The organism is Pseudarthrobacter sp. Hb11, assembly GCF_059383655.1.
In genome coordinates, this window is sequence record NZ_JBWZCM010000006.1 from 25,833 (window position 1) to 43,170 (window position 17,338).

16 protein-coding genes are annotated in these 17,338 nt (G+C 66.6%); 11 read left to right on the forward strand and 5 right to left on the reverse strand.

What is annotated here, in order from left to right; all coding sequences use genetic code 11:
• Positions 1-15: 15 nt before the first annotated feature.
• Positions 16-2,025 carry an acetate--CoA ligase gene (acs, locus tag AC50X7_RS10770; RefSeq protein ID WP_494978994.1) on the reverse strand — a complete coding sequence of 670 codons (2,010 nt, stop codon included), beginning with the start codon at positions 2,023-2,025 and terminating at the stop codon, positions 16-18.
• Between the two features lie 402 nt (positions 2,026-2,427).
• Between acs and AC50X7_RS10775 the strand changes: the two genes are divergently transcribed.
• The 3 genes from AC50X7_RS10775 (at position 2,428) to AC50X7_RS10785 (ending at position 5,306) form a co-directional block, all read left to right on the forward strand.
• Positions 2,428-3,771, forward strand: a complete 1,344-nt coding sequence (locus AC50X7_RS10775) for a reticulon family protein (protein ID WP_494978995.1) — start codon at positions 2,428-2,430, stop codon at positions 3,769-3,771.
• Between the two features lie 66 nt (positions 3,772-3,837).
• Complete coding sequence (nth, locus tag AC50X7_RS10780; RefSeq protein ID WP_494979130.1) at positions 3,838-4,632, forward strand: endonuclease III; 795 nt, start codon at positions 3,838-3,840, stop codon at positions 4,630-4,632.
• The gene (locus tag AC50X7_RS10785) at positions 4,629-5,306 is read left to right on the forward strand and encodes an NUDIX hydrolase (protein WP_494978996.1); all 678 of its coding nucleotides are present in this window, start codon (positions 4,629-4,631) and stop codon (positions 5,304-5,306) included. The genes nth and AC50X7_RS10785 overlap by 4 nt, the downstream gene beginning before the upstream one ends.
• 46 nt (positions 5,307-5,352) lie before the next feature.
• On the opposite strand, the gene AC50X7_RS10790 is transcribed toward AC50X7_RS10785, so the two are convergent.
• Both AC50X7_RS10790 and AC50X7_RS10795 read right to left on the reverse strand, forming a co-directional pair.
• A complete protein-coding gene (locus tag AC50X7_RS10790) occupies positions 5,353-5,544 on the reverse strand; it encodes a YegP family protein (protein WP_494978997.1) in 192 nt (63 codons plus the stop codon).
• Between the two features lie 173 nt (positions 5,545-5,717).
• Positions 5,718-7,433, reverse strand: a complete 1,716-nt coding sequence (locus tag AC50X7_RS10795) for a bifunctional 3'-5' exonuclease/DNA polymerase (RefSeq protein WP_494978998.1) — start codon at positions 7,431-7,433, stop codon at positions 5,718-5,720.
• Positions 7,434-7,567: 134 nt separating this feature from the next.
• Between AC50X7_RS10795 and ssd the strand changes: the two genes are divergently transcribed.
• From ssd to AC50X7_RS10830, 7 genes are all read left to right on the forward strand, one after another.
• Positions 7,568-8,767: a septum site-determining protein Ssd gene (ssd, locus tag AC50X7_RS10800; RefSeq protein ID WP_494978999.1), complete on the forward strand. Its 1,200-nt coding sequence runs from the start codon at positions 7,568-7,570 to the stop codon at positions 8,765-8,767.
• Entirely contained in the window at positions 8,764-10,029 is a 1,266-nt protein-coding gene (locus AC50X7_RS10805) for a TadA family conjugal transfer-associated ATPase (RefSeq protein ID WP_494979000.1), read from the forward strand. Before ssd ends, AC50X7_RS10805 begins: the two co-directional genes overlap by 4 nt.
• Positions 10,030-10,220: 191 nt before the next feature.
• Positions 10,221-10,895, forward strand: a complete 675-nt coding sequence (locus AC50X7_RS10810) for a type II secretion system F family protein (protein WP_494979001.1) — start codon at positions 10,221-10,223, stop codon at positions 10,893-10,895.
• Positions 10,892-11,509, forward strand: coding sequence for a type II secretion system F family protein (locus tag AC50X7_RS10815; RefSeq protein ID WP_494979002.1), 618 nt, complete (start codon positions 10,892-10,894; stop codon positions 11,507-11,509). Before AC50X7_RS10810 ends, AC50X7_RS10815 begins: the two co-directional genes overlap by 4 nt.
• 198 nt (positions 11,510-11,707) lie before the next feature.
• Positions 11,708-12,058 carry a DUF4244 domain-containing protein gene (locus tag AC50X7_RS10820; protein ID WP_494979003.1) on the forward strand — a complete coding sequence of 117 codons (351 nt, stop codon included), beginning with the start codon at positions 11,708-11,710 and terminating at the stop codon, positions 12,056-12,058.
• Between the two features lie 167 nt (positions 12,059-12,225).
• Positions 12,226-12,585 carry a TadE family type IV pilus minor pilin gene (locus tag AC50X7_RS10825; RefSeq protein ID WP_494979004.1) on the forward strand — a complete coding sequence of 120 codons (360 nt, stop codon included), beginning with the start codon at positions 12,226-12,228 and terminating at the stop codon, positions 12,583-12,585.
• A gap of 32 nt (positions 12,586-12,617) precedes the next feature.
• Positions 12,618-12,998, forward strand: coding sequence for an Rv3654c family TadE-like protein (locus AC50X7_RS10830; protein WP_494979005.1), 381 nt, complete (start codon positions 12,618-12,620; stop codon positions 12,996-12,998).
• A gap of 93 nt (positions 12,999-13,091) precedes the next feature.
• Here AC50X7_RS10830 and AC50X7_RS10835 read toward each other — a convergent pair whose 3' ends face one another.
• Both AC50X7_RS10835 and AC50X7_RS10840 read right to left on the reverse strand, forming a co-directional pair.
• Positions 13,092-15,467: a DEAD/DEAH box helicase gene (locus AC50X7_RS10835; RefSeq protein WP_494979006.1), complete on the reverse strand. Its 2,376-nt coding sequence runs from the start codon at positions 15,465-15,467 to the stop codon at positions 13,092-13,094.
• Between the two features lie 84 nt (positions 15,468-15,551).
• Positions 15,552-16,244: a GNAT family N-acetyltransferase gene (locus tag AC50X7_RS10840; protein ID WP_494979007.1), complete on the reverse strand. Its 693-nt coding sequence runs from the start codon at positions 16,242-16,244 to the stop codon at positions 15,552-15,554.
• 158 nt (positions 16,245-16,402) lie between these two features.
• On the opposite strand from AC50X7_RS10840, the gene trhO reads away from it, so the two are divergent.
• A complete protein-coding gene (gene trhO, locus AC50X7_RS10845) occupies positions 16,403-17,296 on the forward strand; it encodes an oxygen-dependent tRNA uridine(34) hydroxylase TrhO (RefSeq protein WP_494979008.1) in 894 nt (297 codons plus the stop codon).
• Positions 17,297-17,338: the final 42 nt, after the last annotated feature.

The window sequence follows — 17,338 nt, forward strand, 5'->3', positions numbered from 1 at the left end:
GTACGCCTGCTTTGCCTACTTCCGGAGCGACTCCGCGATCTGTTGCATGATGGTCGGGTCCGAGAGGGTGGTGGCGTCGCCCGGGTCGCGGCCTTCGGCGACGTCCTTGAGGAGGCGCCGCATGATCTTGCCGGAGCGGGTCTTGGGCAGTTCGGGGACCACCAGGATGTTCTTCGGCTTCGCGATGGGGCCGATCTCCTTACCCACGTGGTTGCGGAGTTCCTGGACGGTTTCGTCGCCGTTGTTGGCGGCGTCCCCGCGCAGGATCACGAACGCGACGACGGCCTGCCCGGTTGTCTCGTCGGTGGCGCCCACGACGGCGGCCTCGGCCACGGCGGGGTGGGATACGAGGGCGGATTCGATTTCGGTGGTGGAGAGCCGGTGCCCGGAGATGTTCATGACATCGTCCACCCGGCCCAGGAGCCAGATGTCGCCGTCCTCGTCCTTCTTGGCGCCGTCCCCGGCGAAGTACATGTTCTCGAAGCGGGACCAGTAGGTGTCCTTGAAACGTTCGGGGTCGCCCCAGATGCCGCGGAGCATGGCTGGCCAGGGTTCGCGGATCACCAGGAATCCGCCGTGACCGTCGGGCACGGATTCGCCCATTTCATCCACCACGTCCACGGCGATGCCGGGCAGCGGGACCTGTGCCGAGCCCGGCTTGGTGGCGGTGACGCCGGGCAGTGGGGCGATCATCTGCGCGCCGGTCTCGGTCTGCCACCACGTGTCCACGATGGGGGTCCGGTCCCCGCCGATGACCTTCCGGTACCACATCCAGGCCTCGGGGTTGATGGGTTCGCCCACGGAACCGAGCACCCGGAGGGAGGAGAGGTCGTACTTGTCCGGGACTTCCCGGCCCCACTTCATAAACGTCCGGATAGCCGTGGGGGCGGTGTAGAGGATGGAGACCTTGTACTTCTCCACGATCTCCCACCAGCGGCCCTGGTGCGGGGAATCGGGGGTGCCTTCGTACATCACCTGGGTGGCGCCGTTGATGAGCGGGGCGTAGGCGACGTAGGAGTGGCCGGTGACCCAGCCGACGTCGGCCGTGCACCAGTACACGTCCGTGTCCGGGTGCAGGTCGAACACTACCTTATGGGTGTACGCGGTCTGGGTGAGGTATCCGCCCGTGGTGTGCAGGATGCCCTTGGGCTTCCCGGTGGTGCCGGAGGTGTAGAGGATGAAGAGCGGGTGCTCGGAATCATGGCCCACCGCGGTGTGCTCGGGGGAGGCGGCGTCCACGGTGTCGGCCCACCAGTGGTCCCGGCCCTCGTGCCAGTCCACGTCCTGGCCGTTGCGCTTGACCACCACCACGTTCTGCACCGTATGTCCGGGGCGGGAAAGCGCGTCGTCAACGGCGGACTTCAGGGCGCTGGGCTTGCCCCGCCGGTAGGTGCCGTCCGCGGTGACCACGAGTTTGGCCTCGGCGTCGTCGATCCTGGACCGCAGGGCGTCCGCGGAGAAGCCGCCGAACACCACCGAGTGCACGGCACCGATCCGGGCGCAGGCCAGCAGGGTGATGACTGCTTCGGGAATCATCGGCAGGTAGACGGCCACGCGGTCACCCTTGACCACGCCCAAGGACTCGAAGGCGTTGGCGGCCTTCTTCACCTCTTCGGTGAGCTGGGAGTAAGTGTAGGTGCGGGTGTCGCCGGGTTCGCCCTCGAAGTAGATGGCCACCCGGTCACCGCGTCCGTTCTCCACATGCCGGTCCAGCGCGTTGTAGGCCGCGTTGACTTCCCCGCCCACGAACCATTTCGCGAACGGCGGGTTGGACCAGTCAAGTGCCTGGTCGAAGTCCTTGGACCAGGTCAGCAGCTCACGCGCCTGCTTCGCCCAGAAAGCGGGACGGTCAGCAGCAGCTTCCTCATACTCCCCGGCGGTGATAACGGCGTCAGCAGCGAACTCAGGAGACGGCGGAAACGCCCGGGTCTCGTGAAGCAGGTTTTCAAAGGCATCGCCCTGCTGGCCGCCCTGCCCCGAGCCCGAAGGAGCGGTGGCCGTGGAGCTTGAAGTGTCGTGGGACATGTGAACCTCATCATTCATCGATCTTTGCTGCGCGGAGATCCGCCGCCGGGCTCCGCCGCCTGCACGACGCCGGGCACCTGCTGGTTACGGACTTCCGCAAAGAGCCGTTCCGAAATCAAGACTAATGCTTGCCCGGCAGTGCATGTGTGCGGTGTCACAGACCACCCCGTGAACGGCATTTGTTAAGCGATGAATGGCTGCAGGCCCGGCCTCCGGCAGTCATTCCGCGCCGTGCCCAGCTAGTGATCAGTCAGGCTGTTGACTAGGCTGAGATGGAATTGTGACTTCACTGCGGACCGCCCTTCCCGCCCCGGGCAAGCGCCCGGGACGGGTCGGATCCGCTTTAAGACGGCACGGTTTCGGGGCCTCCAGCCCTGGTGCCGCCACGCTAAGGAGAACAGAATGAACCAGCAGAGCTTTGGCCAGAAAACGGGCCCCGATACGGAGGCAGGCTCCAGCACCACCGGCGCCGGCTCGGCTTCGGGCACCAGCCAACAGGCCACAACCGGATTGAAGGGCGGCGCGAACGCCCACCAGGCGGTGCTCGGTCCATTCACCATCCGCGACCTCGCCGTGTTTGCCGCCACCGTCATCCTGTTCGTCGCTTCCCTGCTCCCCATGTTCGGCGGGCGGTACAACCTGTGGAACCTGAACAACCTCTTCTTCCTGGGGCTGGGCATCGTCCTGCCCCTGGCAGTGAGCGCCCTCTTTGCCGCGCGGAGGCTGGCGCCGGGCACGAAGATTCGCATCGGTTCGCTGTCCATTGACCAGTTCGCTTCCGTGGTGGCGTCTTTCGCCGTCGCCTTTTTCTTCCTGTCCGTGGCCGGAGCCTACGTTCCCAGTCTCCTGGTGGGCCTGATCGGGGCCGTGGTGCTTTTCGCCGTGACGGTCCTCGGCCGGTTCCTTCGGTACATCTCCCCGGACTTCCAGGGCCGGGCCGAAGCCCCGGCGCATGTGGTGGCCCGGGAAGCAGCCGTTCCCGTCCGGAAGCCGCGGGCGCCCAAACCGCCGAAGGCTGAGTCAGGCAAGGCAGACTCCAGCAAGGCTGTGCCCGCTTCCGCGTCCAAGGCAGCAGGCGGAGCGCTGTTCGGCGGTGCCGGAGCCGGTTCCTCCGCCGTCCAGCCGGGCACCTCGCACCACGCACCCGCAACAGCGGCGGTTCCCACTGCGGCGCCCGCCGCCGGGGCCGGGGGCACGGGCGCTGCCCCGGTTTCAACCGCACCCGAGGTCTCCGACTTCACCTCCGCAGGTGACCCGGGGCCTGCAACCCAGGCCGCCGACGTCGTCCGTCCCTCCGCAGCTCCGGCGGCGGAAGAGACGCAGTTGGGAGACATCCCCACGGCCGGTGCTGCTGCCGCCCCGGGTGCCTCGACTGCTGCGGCTCATCAGTCTGCCGGCCAACACGACGGCGGCGCCACGGCGGCGCCTGCGGCCCAGGGGACATGGGAGCCGCCCGCCGCTACGGCGGTGCACCAGCAGGTCCGTGTCGAAGAGCCCATCGGGGCAACGGTGGACCCGTCAAGCCGGCCCGAGGAATCAGAGGAACAGCCCATCCACGAGGCTTTCTGGTTTGCTGTGGCGCAGCACCGTACAGCCTTCGACCCCCGCACCGGGGCCCCCGCTTTCGTCATTGAGCCGGGCGGCTGGGTGCTCGCCCTCGAAGACCGCGGACACGAGTTCCTGGTCCAGCACACCGATGGACGGCTGGGCGTGCTGCGCGACCTCAGCAATATCGAGCGCGGCTAACGCATGGCCTCGCCCCGGGCTTCAAGGGCCGGCGGAGTGGCAGCGCCCGCCGGCCCGGCTCCGGGCATGCCCGTGGTCTCCGCAGAGTCGATGCTTGGCCTGAAGCGGCGGGCGAGGCGTATCAACAGGGCTTTGGCCGAGAAGTACCCCTACGCGCACGCGGAGCTTGATTTCCGCAGCCCGTTTGAACTGCTGGTGGCCACCGTCCTGTCGGCGCAGACCACGGACGTCACCGTCAACCAAGTTACGCCCCTGCTGTTCGCACGTTTCCCGGATCCGAGGTCCATGGCGGAAGCGGATCCGGCCGTGGTGGAAGAAATTATCAAGCCCACGGGGTTCTTCCGGGCCAAAACACGGAACCTGATCGCGTTGTGCACCCGGGTGGTGGACGAATACAACGGCGTGGTGCCGGGGCGGCTGGAGGACCTGGTAACGCTGCCGGGCGTGGGCAGGAAGACTGCCAACGTCGTGCTCGGCAACGCCTTCGGCATCCCCGGCATTACAGTGGACACCCACTTTGGCCGCCTCGCCCGCAGGTTCGGTTGGACGACGTCCGAGGACCCGGTCCAAATCGAGTACGACGTCGCCGAACTTTTCGAGAAACGGGACTGGACCATGCTGTCCCACCGGGTGGTATTCCACGGGCGGCGCGTGTGCCACTCCCGGAGGCCTGCCTGCGGTGCATGCCCCGTGGCGAACTGGTGCCCCAGCTACGGCCTGGGCGAAACGGACTCCGTCAAGGCAGCCAAGCTGCTCAAGTACGAGCTCGCCCCGGGCAACGAAGCCCTGCTGTCTCAACTGTTGGCTGAAACGGACAGGGCCGCCGAAATCAGGATGGAATCCCAGAAGAGGACACCTTGAGCGCGCGTGATGACCTGATGGAATTGGCCCGCAGGGCAAAGGCCGGATCCGCGGCGTCCCCTGATCCCCTGTGGGCCGCCCTCACCGTTGATGCGCAACGGGCGCGCAGGGCTGCCGTCCTGATGCTTTTCGGTGCATTGGACGACGTTCCGGCGGTTTCCGGGAAACCGCTGGCACCGGCGGACCTGGATGTCCTGCTGCTGGAGCGGGCCCACACCCTGGGATCCCACCCCGGCCAGATGGCGTTTCCGGGCGGCGGCATTGATGCCCGGGAAACGCCGGTACAGGCAGCTTTGCGCGAAGCGGAAGAGGAAACGGGCCTGAACTCAGACGGTGTCGAGGTGCTGGGCACCCTGCAGGAGCTTGGCCTTGCCCACAGCAACTTCCTCGTCACCCCAGTGCTCGGGTGGTGGAAGTCGCCGTCGCCCGTCCATGTGGTGGACTATGCCGAATCCGCCCAGGTGTTCCGGGTCCCGGTGCGGGACCTGCTGGACCCGGACAACAGGGTCATGGCCACAGTCCACCGGGCCGGGCGCACTTTCGACAGCCCGGCTTTCACCGTCAACGGCGTGGTGGTGTGGGGGTTCACCGGAATTGTCCTGAATGGCCTATTTGAACAGCTCGGCTGGGCTGTGCCCTGGGACCGGAGCCGGGTCCACCCGATGGGTGTCTGACGTCCGGGTTGCTGGCCCCGGCCGGCTTCTTTCGCCTCGACGGGTGTCAGGCCTGCTGCTGGCGGAGATCCACCACGATTCCCGTGGCCGCGTTCTCCCGCATGGCGTCGATGCCCTCCAGCAATGTGTTGAGGGACTTGAAGTTCGGTGAGACGGCAACGATGTTGCCCTCTCCGTCCGTCAGCCGAAGCCGGTACGACTCGTCGCCTACCCGATGAATTTCAAACCTGCCCGCCATGTGCCGGACCTCCCCTTGGTGTGCGTCGTTGCATCAACCTCTGAACCGATCTGTTTCAGTCACCACACGACTGTATCCCGGGTCACGGGACCCCGGCGAGCTACCGCCGGGTAGGTTACTTTTCTCGACAAATGTCGCCTTGGAGGGCTTCTGGTGCCCGTTCAGGGGAGGTCCTATTTTGCGTGGTCGTAGGAATCAACCACCGCCACACTCACTGGAAACTCCACAGGTATAGGTCCGAACAGCAGGTCCTTGGCCGCGCCCGCGGCATCCTCGATTGCTTTGATACAGGCATCCACCAGGTCCTCAGGCGCGTGGACCATCACTTCGTCGTGGAGGAAGAAAACAAGCTCCGCCCGGGCCGGACCTTCCGCGGCCAAGGCGCGCAGCCGCCGTCGTAATTCCGCAAGCCAGCACGCGGCCCAGTCCGCCGCGGAGCCCTGGACCACGAAGTTCCGTGTAAAACGCCCCCGGGAACGGGCAATCGATTCCGCCCGGCGCTGCTCCTCCGCCGACGACGAGCGCTGGCTCTGGAACCAGCGTTCCGACGGCGGTGGGGAGCTGCGGCCGAGCCTGGTGGTGACCGTTCCGCCGGACTCGCCGGCGCGGGCCGCGCGTTCCACGAAGTCCACGGCCCGGGGATACGTCCTGGCGACCTGCGGCATGAGGCGCCCGGCTTCACCGGAGGTGGCTCCGTACATGGCACCCAGCAGCGCTACTTTCGCTTTCGCGCGGTCGCCGCCGAACCCTTTGGCGGCGATGCCTGCGTAGAGGTCCTGGTTCCTGGCGGCCTCGGCCATGGTCGAGTCCTTTGCCAGCGCCACGAGGACACGGGGTTCGAGCTGTGAGGCGTCCGCCACGATCAGTTTGTAGCCGGGATCGGCGTGCACGGCGCCGCGGATCTGGCGCGGTATCTGCAGGGCACCACCGCCCCTGGACGCCCAGCGGCCCGAAACCACGCCGCCCACAACATACTCAGGGCGGAACCGTCCGCCGGCCACCCACGCATCAAGCCAGGCCCAGCCGTTGGCCGCGTGCAGCCGCGAAAGTTTTTTGTAGGCCAGGAGCGGGGCGATGGCGGGGTGCTTGGATTCCTTCAGCTCCCACTGCCGGGTGCTTTTGACTTCGATCCCGTTCCGGTGGAGGGCCCGCATCAGGTCCTGCGGGGAATCCGGGTTCAGGGTTGGCGCGTTCAACAGGCCGCGCAGTTCAAGGTTCAAGGCCTCAAGTTTCACCGGGCGGTGGCCCATGGGCGGGCGGGGCCCGAGATAATCCGCCAGGATCTCCTCATGCAGGTCCTCCCGCCAAGGGACGCCGGCGTGCTGCATCTCGGCGGCGATCATGGCGCTGGCCGATTCCGCGGCCAGGAGCAGCTGCAGCCGGCTGCGCCGGTTCTCCTCGGGGCTGACGGATGCCAGGGCTATCTGCTGGGCGGCGTATTCCTCCCGGAGGTCCTCCAGCGTGTGCCGGGTTTCGACGCCGGTGCCCGGATCATCGAAAAGGGCGCCCTGTTCGGGTGGCGGTGGAGGCGGTTGGAGGACCCGGGGCGGCTGTTGCGGGTCGTCGAGGGTGACCCGGTCCGCGTTCAGGGCATATTCGGTGTGGGCTGTGAACTGCGAATGGGCCAGGATGTTTCCGCACAAACCCAGGTCATGGCACCTGTCCAGTTCCACCCCGGATGCCAGCAGGGACGGGTACCAGTCCTGCGTCCGTTGCCAGATCCAGCGGGGAGGCCCGCCCTGCCGCCGGCGTTCCAGGCCGCGTACGACGGCGGGCAGTTCACTTACGGGAACAGGCCGGGGTTCCGGGTTGGAGGGGTGGGGGTGGCCGGCCTGTGTGAGTTCCTGCAGGACCGCGCCCTGGGGGTGGGCGGCCAGCAGGAGGTACATGCTCCAATTCTGCCTTGTCTGCGAGGCCCCTCAAGCCGGACGACTCTTCCTGCACAGGGCTGTTGGAAGGGGCGCTATCCACATACGGGCCCGGTCTCCTTATCCAAGCGGGGCAGCGGGTGGACAGTGGCTCCATGAGCAGGCACCAGCTGACCCCCTCCCATTCTGATCCAGGCCGGTCCGCGCCCTCGTCCCGGCGGGTTGCAGATGAGCCCCCGCCTGGCGCGGCCGCTTACGCCGGGAATCCGGTAGGGAGTGGCGAGGCCTGGCTGCCGGAAGGTGCGGAAGAAGTGCTGCTGGTTACCTCATCCCCCTTTCTGCGCGCGGAAGTGGAGCGTATTGTCGCTGCGGCCGGAGCCCGCCTTCGAGTTGTGGTCGATGCGCTTGAGGGCGGCAGATACTGGGACGGGGCAGCGGCAGTTCTGGTGGGAAGTGACATCCGGGAACTGCCGCCCCGACGGCAGGCACCGGCAGTCCTGGTTGGGCTGGATGGGGAAGGGGACAGCCTGTGGCACCTCGCTGCCGCCCTCGGCGCCGAGCGGGTGGCAGTGCTGCCGGATGCCGCCGCGTGGCTCGCCGACCACCTGAGCCGCTCCCGGTCGCCCGGCCCTGGCGGAGTCATCCTCGGGGTGACGGGCGGGTGCGGCGGGGCCGGAGCCACCACGGCCGCCATCTGGATAGCACAGGCGGCCGCCGGGATGGGGGCCAGCGTGTTGCTGGTTGACGGCGACCCATGGGGTGGCGGGCTGGAACTTGCCATTGCCGCGGAAGAGAGCGCCGGCCTGCGCTGGCCTGACCTCTCTGAAGCCCGCGGCAGCATCGATCCCGGCCAGCTTTCTGATTCGCTGCCCGTCTCAGGTGGGTTCTCGTTCCTGTCCTGGCCAGCCAGCCGGGAACAGCCCGTTCCCGTGGCAGCTGCTACCACCGCCGGGGTCCTCGATGCCGCGCGCCGTGGCTATGAGCTCGTTGTCGTCGACATTGGCAGGGGGACAGGGCCGCTGCTGGCCTATGCCTGGGACTGTGACCGCATCATGATGGTGGTTCCCGCGCAGCTGAAGGCGGCCGTTGCGGCGGTACGGCTGCTGCAGGAGTTTCCACCGATTGAGGCTGCACTCCTGGTGCGGGGGAGGCCGGGCGCCGCACTGGACAGCTCACTGATTTCCGAGGCCATCGGGCTTCCCGTGCTGGGACGCGTTCCTGAGCTGCGCGGCGTCAGTGCGGCCATGGAGTCCGGCCGGCTCCTGGACCTGGGCAAGCGTCGAAGTGTCCGGCATTTTGCTGCCTCGGTGCTCGATTCCCTCGGGGACGAGTTGCCGGCTGGGGAGCCCGGATGAAGCAGCAACCTTCCTCTCATGGAGTTGGGCAGGCGGATGGTCTGCGGCGGCGTACCCGGAACCTTGAGGGCCAGCGCCGTGATCCGCGCCGGGATGCCCGCCTGCCGCTGGACTCCGGGCTGCTGGAATCGGTCCGCGAGTCAATGATGGCGGACGCCGGGGTGGTGACTCCCTCCCGGGTGGCAGCCGCGGTGCAGGCCACGGGAAAGTTGTTGGGCACGGCGGGTTCGCTCGCGGCGGTGGAGCGGATCAGCGCCGAATTGAACGGCCTGGGACCTCTGCAGGTGCTCACCCGCGACCCGGCGGTCACGGACATCTTTGTTAATGCACCGGACGCTGTGTGGGTGGACCGTGGCCGGGGCATTGAACGCGTTCCCGTGGTTTTTGGCGACGAGACGAAGCTGCGGGCGCTTGCCTGCAGGCTGGTTGCTGCCGGCGGGCGGCGCCTGGATGACGGCTCGCCCTGCGTGGATGTGCGGTTGCCGGGCGGCTACCGTGTCCATGCCGTGCTGCCGCCGGTGTCCACCGCCGGTACCCTGCTCAGTGTCAGGATCCGCCGCGAGCGTGTATTCACGATGGAGGAACTGCAGGCCGCCGGCCTGTTCGGTCCCCTCGTCAAGGACGTTTTGGCGAGGGTGCTGGAGCATCGGTTGACTTTCTTGATCAGTGGCGCCACCGGTTCCGGCAAGACAACGCTGCTGTCCACCTTGCTGGGGCTCTGCGCACCGGCGGAGCGGCTGGTCCTCATTGAGGATGCTTCTGAACTGAACCCGGTCCATCCGCATGTGGTTTCCCTGGAATCCCGGCACGGAAATCTTGAAGGCGGCGGGGAAGTGGGCTTGGGCGAACTTGTCCGGCAGGCCCTGCGCATGAGGCCTGACCGGCTGGTGGTGGGGGAGTGCCGTGGTGCGGAGGTACGGGAACTGCTCACCGCAATGAACACCGGCCACAGCGGCGGGGGCGGAACCATCCATGCGAACACTGCCACGGCAGTTCCGGCGCGGCTTACCGCACTTGGTGCGTTGGCCGGTTTGAGCCCGGACGGGGTGCGGCTTCAGGCGTCCAGCGCCCTGGACGTGGTGATCCATGTCGAAAGGACCATTCGCGGCAGGGAAGTGACCTGTGTTGGCGTCGTCAATGACGGCCCCGACGGTCTGCGCGTCCTGCCTGCGCTGGAAGCAGCTGCAGGCGTCCCCGTTCCTGGCCCGGGATGGCCGGTCCTCGCCGGCCGGCTTGGATTCGATCCGGGGGAATCTCTGTGACGGCTGTTCTTGCCGGTGCCCTGGTGCTGGCTGCGGTGATGATTCTTCGCCCGCCCCGGGGCGCGCCAGCGAGGTTCCGGCGTGCAACTGGTGGTTCTGACCGTTCAATGGCTGGCAGGATCTGGTTTACTCGGCTCCGACGGTCCAAGCCCGGCGGCAGGAAAGCGGCAGAACCTGGTGCCGCGGTACCCATGACCCTTGTGGTTCAGCAACTGGCTGCACTGCTCAAAGGCGGGCGAACCCCCGCACGGCTGTGGGACGAGCTGTGGTTTGTATACGGCGCTGCCACCCCGCACGGATCCATGGGCCCCTCGGCGTCCGGGCTTGGTCCCGGGATGCAATCGGTATCAACGTCCGACGCGGTAGATGCAGAAGCGGGAAGAATGAGGGCCAGCGGCCTGACCCGAGGATCGGTTGCAATGCTGGCCGCAGCCCGCGCTGCTGCCGGGACCGGAACTCCGGTATCGAACGCCATTCGCCGTTCTTTGCCTGCGGCCTTCCCGAGGCCAGACAGGGAATTCCGGATCTGGTCGGAACTGGCAGCGTGCTTTGACATCGCAGAAACAAGCGGCTGCCCGTTGGCCGACGTGCTCACGAGGTTCGCGGCTCAGCTCGAGGTGGAGGACGACGCCGACGCCGCCCGGCAGACCGCCCTGGCCGGGCCCAAGGCTACGGTCAATCTGTTGACCTGGCTTCCCCTCATGGGGCTGGGCCTGGGAATCGCCCTTGGCGTGGACCCGCTGGCCATACTGCTGGGTACTCCGCTGGGGCTCGCAACGCTGGCAGCCGGGATTTCGCTGACTGTGGCGGGCAGGGTGTGGTCAGCAAAGCTGGTGGCAGCAGCGGCCGGCGTGGGGGCGCCATGACCGATCCCCGTATTTTGGGTTTAGCACTCTTCCTCGCCATGGCTGGCGCCGCCTGTCTCCTGTGTCCGGGCCAAGGCAGTATTCGGAGGCGGCTGCTCCACCTGGCGCCGGGGGAGATCGGGCCTTCGGACACCGTGCCGGACGCGGACGGGCGGCCTCGGAACCGGGCAGGTCCTGAAGGCCTGAAGGACACTGCCATGATGCTCGAACTCGTGGCGGCCATGCTGGACGCCGGGTCCGGCATTGGGCGCTCCCTCGAACTGGTATCAGCCTCTGCCTCCGTGCGGTACAAGGAGGCCCTCCGGCCGGTTGTTTCGGCGCTGGCGATTGGAGCGGACTGGGAAACCGCGTGGCGCAGCTCTGCTGTCCGATTGCCTGAAATTATCGAGCTGCGGGACGCTTTGGGGTTCGCGGCGCTGACGGGTGCCCCGTCCTCGGCAATTCTCTACGCCCAAGCCGCCAGGCTCCGCCGCGAAAGGTTCCGCGCTGCCGAAAAGCGGGCAGCCTCGCTGGGCGTGAAGCTGGTGGTCCCGCTGGGCCTGTGTTCACTTCCGGCCTTCATCTGCCTCGGCGTGGTACCCGTCCTGCTTGCCCTGGTGCCGTCCGGATCGTAGCCGGGACAGGGTTATCAGCCGGATCAAGGCCGCCAGCCGGAGACGTACCGGACTGACACGGCCCCGCTCTTTCCCTCCACAACGAGGAACAGGCCTGACTTTTCCACTTACACAAGCGCGGGCCTTATCGCTCCGGGCGGGGCCCGGAAGAGTCGAAGCAGCCGGCAACCCTGCCGGCCCACAGAAAGGAAACACCCCATGTCCATCAACCAGGACCGCCACTACGCCGCTGGATCAGCAGCGCTCGCAGCAGCCCGATTGAACACAAAGCGACGCATCCCCGGCGGCCCGTCCGCTTACCCGCACCAGGCCGGCACTCCTTCACTGCCAGCCAACGTCGTGGAGCTTTACCCCGGAGTAACTGCTGCCCGCAACCGTTCGGGTGTGCGCCGGCTGTTGGGGTCGGAAACAGGGATGGCCACCGCGGAGTACGCCATCACCACTCTCGCCGCTGTCGGCTTTGCCGGGCTGCTGGTCTTCATCCTCCGCAGCGAGGAAGTACGGGGGTTCCTGCTGAATCTGATCCGCACGGCGCTGGCCTTGCCATGACCTGCGCACCGGACGCGCTCCTTCGCCTGCTTCCGGATGAAAGCAACCAGAAGGGCCCGTGGCTGATGGCGGAAGCGGCCGGTCGTCGCGGGCCAGGGGATCGTTGGCACAGAAGAAGGAGCTGGCGGCTGGTCAAATCCCGTGGTGCCGTCACCGCAGAGTTTGCCGTGACGCTGCCTGCCGTCCTGCTGCTGCTTGCCATGCTCCTCACAGGTGCCGCGGCCGGTGTTACCCAGCTGCGGTTGGAAGAGGGAGCACGCGCCGGCGCCCGGGCCTTGGCCCGCGGTGACGATTCCGCCTCGGTGGAACGGATCGTCAGGACCCTCTCGGGCGCGTCAGCCTCGGCGGTTGTCGCAACTGAGGGCGAGTGGCTCAACGTCACCGTCACTGACCGGGTCGGTGGCCCGCTGGGGGCAGCAATTCCCTGGACGCTGACGGCCCGTGCGTCGACCCGCAGCGAAACAGCAGTCGCACGCTCCCACGCACTGCTGGCTGCCGGGGCGGGGGCCGGGGCAGGCGCCGGATGACGGGCTGGTGCAGCACAACAGGAAGGAGCGCTGTGCAACGAAAGTCCACCGCGCCGGCGAAGCAAGGACCGAACCGCCGGGAACGCGGATCCGGGACGGTCCTGGCCGCGGGACTGGCCCTGGTGGTGATGACGGCCATGGCGCTGTTGCTGCTTCTGGCGCAGTCGGCCGTGATGGCCAGCAGGGCAGCCGCCGCCGCTGATCTTGCTGCGCTCGCCGGGGCGGATGCCCTGCGCGGCGTCACAGACGGGGATCCTTGTACGGTGGCCGCGGAAGTTGCTGCACGGCATGCTGCCGCCGTGCTCAGCTGCTCAGAAGGGGAGGGCCACACCCTTGAAGTCATGACTGAGCTGACGGAAAGGACCATCCTGGGTACAGCCACCGGCCGCGCCCGGGCGGGACCTCCCCCTTAGCTGGCTGGTCCTCCCACGAGAGGGCGCTCCCTTAGCACGCGCGGAGCTCCCCAGGAAGGCGCGATCTCCCGGGAAGCAAGCGGTGGTTCACTGTCAGCGCTGGGCTTCCACACTCACCGCGCTGGCTTCGGTGGCGTCCTTGAGCAGGACATCGAGCAGGGTGACTGCGGCCGCCTTGTCCAGGGGATTGTTTTTGTTCCCGCACTTGGGCGACTGGACGCAGGAGGGACAGCCGGATTCGCACTCGCAGGCCTTGATGGCGTCCCGTGTCGCGGCCAGCCACACCTTGGCCTTGTCGAAACCGCGTTCGGCAAAGCCGGCCCCGCCCGGGTGCCCGTCATACACAAATATGGTGGGCATCCCGGTGTCGGCATGCAGGGCAGTGGATACACCACCGATATCCCACCGGTCACTGGAGGCCACTAGGGGAAGGAGTCCGATGGCTGCGTGCTCCGCCGCGTGCAGGGCGCCCGGGAACTGCGCTTCGATCAGTCCGGCTGCTGCGAGGGACCGGTTGTCCACCACGAACCATACGGCCTTGGTGAACAGGTCCCTGGCGCCAAGATCGAGCGGTTCCTCGCCGAGGATCTCGTTGGAAATCAGGGCCTTGCGTTGAAAGGAGACCACCTGGGTGGTGACCTTCACGTCGCCGAAGTGCAGCGAAACGTCACCCCACGTTGCGCTGCGCTGGGTTTCCAGCACCTCGATCTGGGTCACATCCCGCGCCGTGGTGTAGTAGTCCGGGTTGGCTCGGCGGACCACTACGCAGTGGTCGTCCTCGTTGAGGTCCTCCACCACGTAGCTGTCGCCCTGGTGAATGTAAACGGCACCGGTGTGCGCCTGGTAGTGGGTCTGGGGAGAGTCCATCGTCCCGAGGAGGGAGCCGGTGTCAGCGTCAACAATACTCACCGGCCCGCCCCCGTCGGCCCTCAGGTTCACCATTGCCGCGGCGCTCTGGGAATGCGTCCAAAACCAGCCGGCCGGCCGGCGACGGAGATATCCCTGGGCTACCAGGCGGTCCAGGAGCCCTCCCGCTGTGCTCCCGAACAGCTCAAGCTCGCCGACGCCGAGCGGAAGTTCGGCCGCGGCGGCGCACAGGTGCGGGCCCAGCACGTACGGATTCGACGGGTCGAAGACGGTAGCTTCCACCGAGACATCGAAGATAGCTTCCGGATGGTTCACCAGGAATGTGTCCAGCGGATCGTCGCTGGCAACAAACGCCGCGATGGCGTCCTGCCCGGCACGGCCGGCCCGCCCGATCTGTTGGAAAAGCGAAGCCCTGGTGCCTGGCCAGCCGGCTACCAGGACAGCGTCCAGCCCGGAAATGTCGATGCCCAGCTCCAGGGCGGAGGTGCTCGAAACACCCAGGAGCCTGCCCGAGCGCAGCGCCTTCTCCACCGCCCGGCGTTCCTCCGGAAGATACCCGGAACGGTAGGCAGCCACACGTTGCGGAAGGCTGGGATCCACCTCATCCAGGAGGCGTTTGGTGATGGACGAGATGGTCTCGGCTCCGCGTCGGGACTTGATGAAGGCGATGGTGCGGATCTGGGCTGACACCAGGTTCGCCAGCAGGTCCGCAGTTTCAGCGACGGCGGTGCGCCGCTCGTTGGCACCGTTCTCGCCCTTCAGTTCGGTCAGGGCAGGTTCCCAGAACGCCACCGTGGTGGCACCATGCGGTGAACCATCCTCCGACACCGCCTTGACCGGCGCCCCGATAAGCCGGGCGAAGGAAACGTCAGGCTCGGAAGCGGTCGCTGAAGCCGCGATGAAAACAGGTTCGGGGAAGGCCGAGCCCGCGCCGTAGTACGCGCAGATCCGCCGCAGGCGGCGCATCAGGTTGGCGACGTGCGAGCCGAAAACGCCCCGGTAGCTGTGCGCCTCGTCCACGACCACGTAGCGAAGGCGGCGGAAAAACCCCGCCCACCAGGCGTGGTTGGGAAGGATGCCGAAATGCAGCATGTCCGGGTTGGCCAGGATGAAATTGGCGTGGTCGCGGATCCACCGCCGGGAAGCCGGGTCGGTGTCGCCGTCGTAGGTTTCCGCGCGGACCGTGGGCAGTTTCAACGCCCTGATGGCGTTCAGCTGGTCGGCCGCGAGGGCCTTGGTGGGGGACAAATAAAGGGTGACGGCGCCGTCGTCGTGAATTTTTCCGGGGTCGGCAAGAACCCGCAGTTCCGAACGGTGGATGGCATCCAGCGCCGGTAACTGATAGGCGAGGGACTTTCCGGAGGCGGTCCCGGTGGCAACCACAACATGTTCCCCGCCGTGGGCGGTGTTTGCCGCTTCAACCTGATGGCGGTAAGGCTCCTGGACGCCAAGCAAACCATAAGCAGCCACCAGATCCGGGTGAACCCAGCCCGGCCACTGCTCGTGGACGGCTTCGCGGGCAGGGATGGTGCGGACATGACGGAGCTGTTCCGGGTCCGGGCCGCGGCCCAGCAAGGGAATCAGCGAGTCATGGGGGTTCACCCCAATATTCTTTCACCCCGCAACTGACCAGCAGGCCCGGTTCGCCCTAGGGGTAACCGGGCAAGCCGGGCCGGTGACGCGTGCTCAGCTCAGGGACAGGTCGGCCCCGTCGCGGGATGCCGAAAGCATCAGCACGCGTGAGACGGTGGTCCAGCCCAGGTGGGAATAAAGCTTTTGGCCGTCCAGGGAGGCCAGGAGCAGGCCAGTTTGAACGTCATGTTCAAAGGCCTTCGCCGCCAGTGCCCGCATGATGAAACTGCCCAGTCCACGCCGCTGGAAGGCCGGTTCTGTGATGATTTTGTCGAACACTGCGGTTTCGCCCACCACAAAAACGCGGCCGCTGGCGGCAAGAGTCTCCCCGGAACGGACAACCGCGTAGTGCACACCGTCCTGCACTGATGTAGTCAGGGCCAAGTCGTCATCCGAAAGCCAGGGATCCTCAGCATCCTGGGTCTCCATGTCCACGATCATCATGGCCTGGGAGTCGGAGGTGACGTTCAACCCATGCTGCAGGGCAAGGACGGAAAAGCGGGCGAGGTCGTTGGTCAGAATGGTCAGGCCCCTGGTTTGCACTTCCGCCGTCTTCGCAGCCAAAGCCGCAAATTCCACATCCGTGGGCTCGGAACCAAAGAACTCCCATTCGCCGGTGGTGTCAGCGCGGAGTGCGGCGGGGAATCGGCCTTCCGAGGATGTCCGGTACCCGCGACAGCCTGCCCAGCCGGCCACCCATACTTCGAGAAGGCCAGTGATGTCGTTAACCATGGTTTCCGGACTCATGGGATGAGACTATTCCAGCGCGGTCACAAGCAACAGGGGTAGGCAGGGCAGAAACCCGGTGCTTATGCAATTGTGATGAGCCACGATGACGATCCTCCTAAAGTGCCCAAGAACGGGGCGGGGAGGTTGCCGGAACCCAAGCCGGTACCCTTAAATACGTGGCTTTGAACCGAATTGTGCTCTTTTACGGCTTTACCCCCATCGCGGACCCGGAAGCGGTGCGGCTCTGGCAGCGTGCGCTCTGCGAGAAGCTGGGGCTGACCGGCCGCATCCTCATCTCCACGGACGGCATCAACGCCACGGTGGGCGGCGAAATCGGCGCCGTCAAGCAGTATGTCAAGACCACCCGTGAATACAAGGGGTTCCACGGCATCGACGTCAAATGGTCCGACGGCGGCGCGGAGGATTTTCCGCGGCTCAGCGTCAAAGTGCGCGATGAGATCGTCTCCTTCGGTGCGCCGGGCGAACTCAAGGTTGACACCAACGGCGTGGTGGGCGGCGGCACCCACCTCAAGCCCGAAGAGCTGCACGAACTCGTTGACGCCAAAAAGCAGGGCGGCGAAGAGGTGGTTTTCTTCGACGGCCGGAACGCGTTCGAGGCCCAGATCGGCCGCTTCAAGGACGCGGTGGTGCCGGACGTCGCCACTACCCACGACTTCATCAGGGAGCTCGATTCCGGCAAGTACGACTCCCTCAAAGACAAGCCTGTAGTGACCTACTGCACCGGCGGTATCCGCTGCGAGGTGCTCTCCAGCCTCATGGTCAACCGCGGCTTCAAAGAGGTGTACCAGCTGGACGGCGGCATTGTCCGGTACGGCGAAACCTTCAAGGACCAGGGCCTGTGGGAAGGTTCGCTGTACGTCTTCGACAAGCGTATGCACCTCGAGTTCAGCGAGGACGCGAAAACCATCGGAGAATGCACCCGCTGCGCGGCCCCCACCAGCAAGTTCGAAAACTGCTCCAACCCCAGTTGCCGCACCCTCACCCTGTACTGCGCCGAGTGCGCTTCCAGCCCGGAATCCCTGCGGTGCCCGGAAGGCTGCACCGCCTAGAATCCGTCAAGTGGGGAACGTGCCAGGCTGCCAGGCAAACAG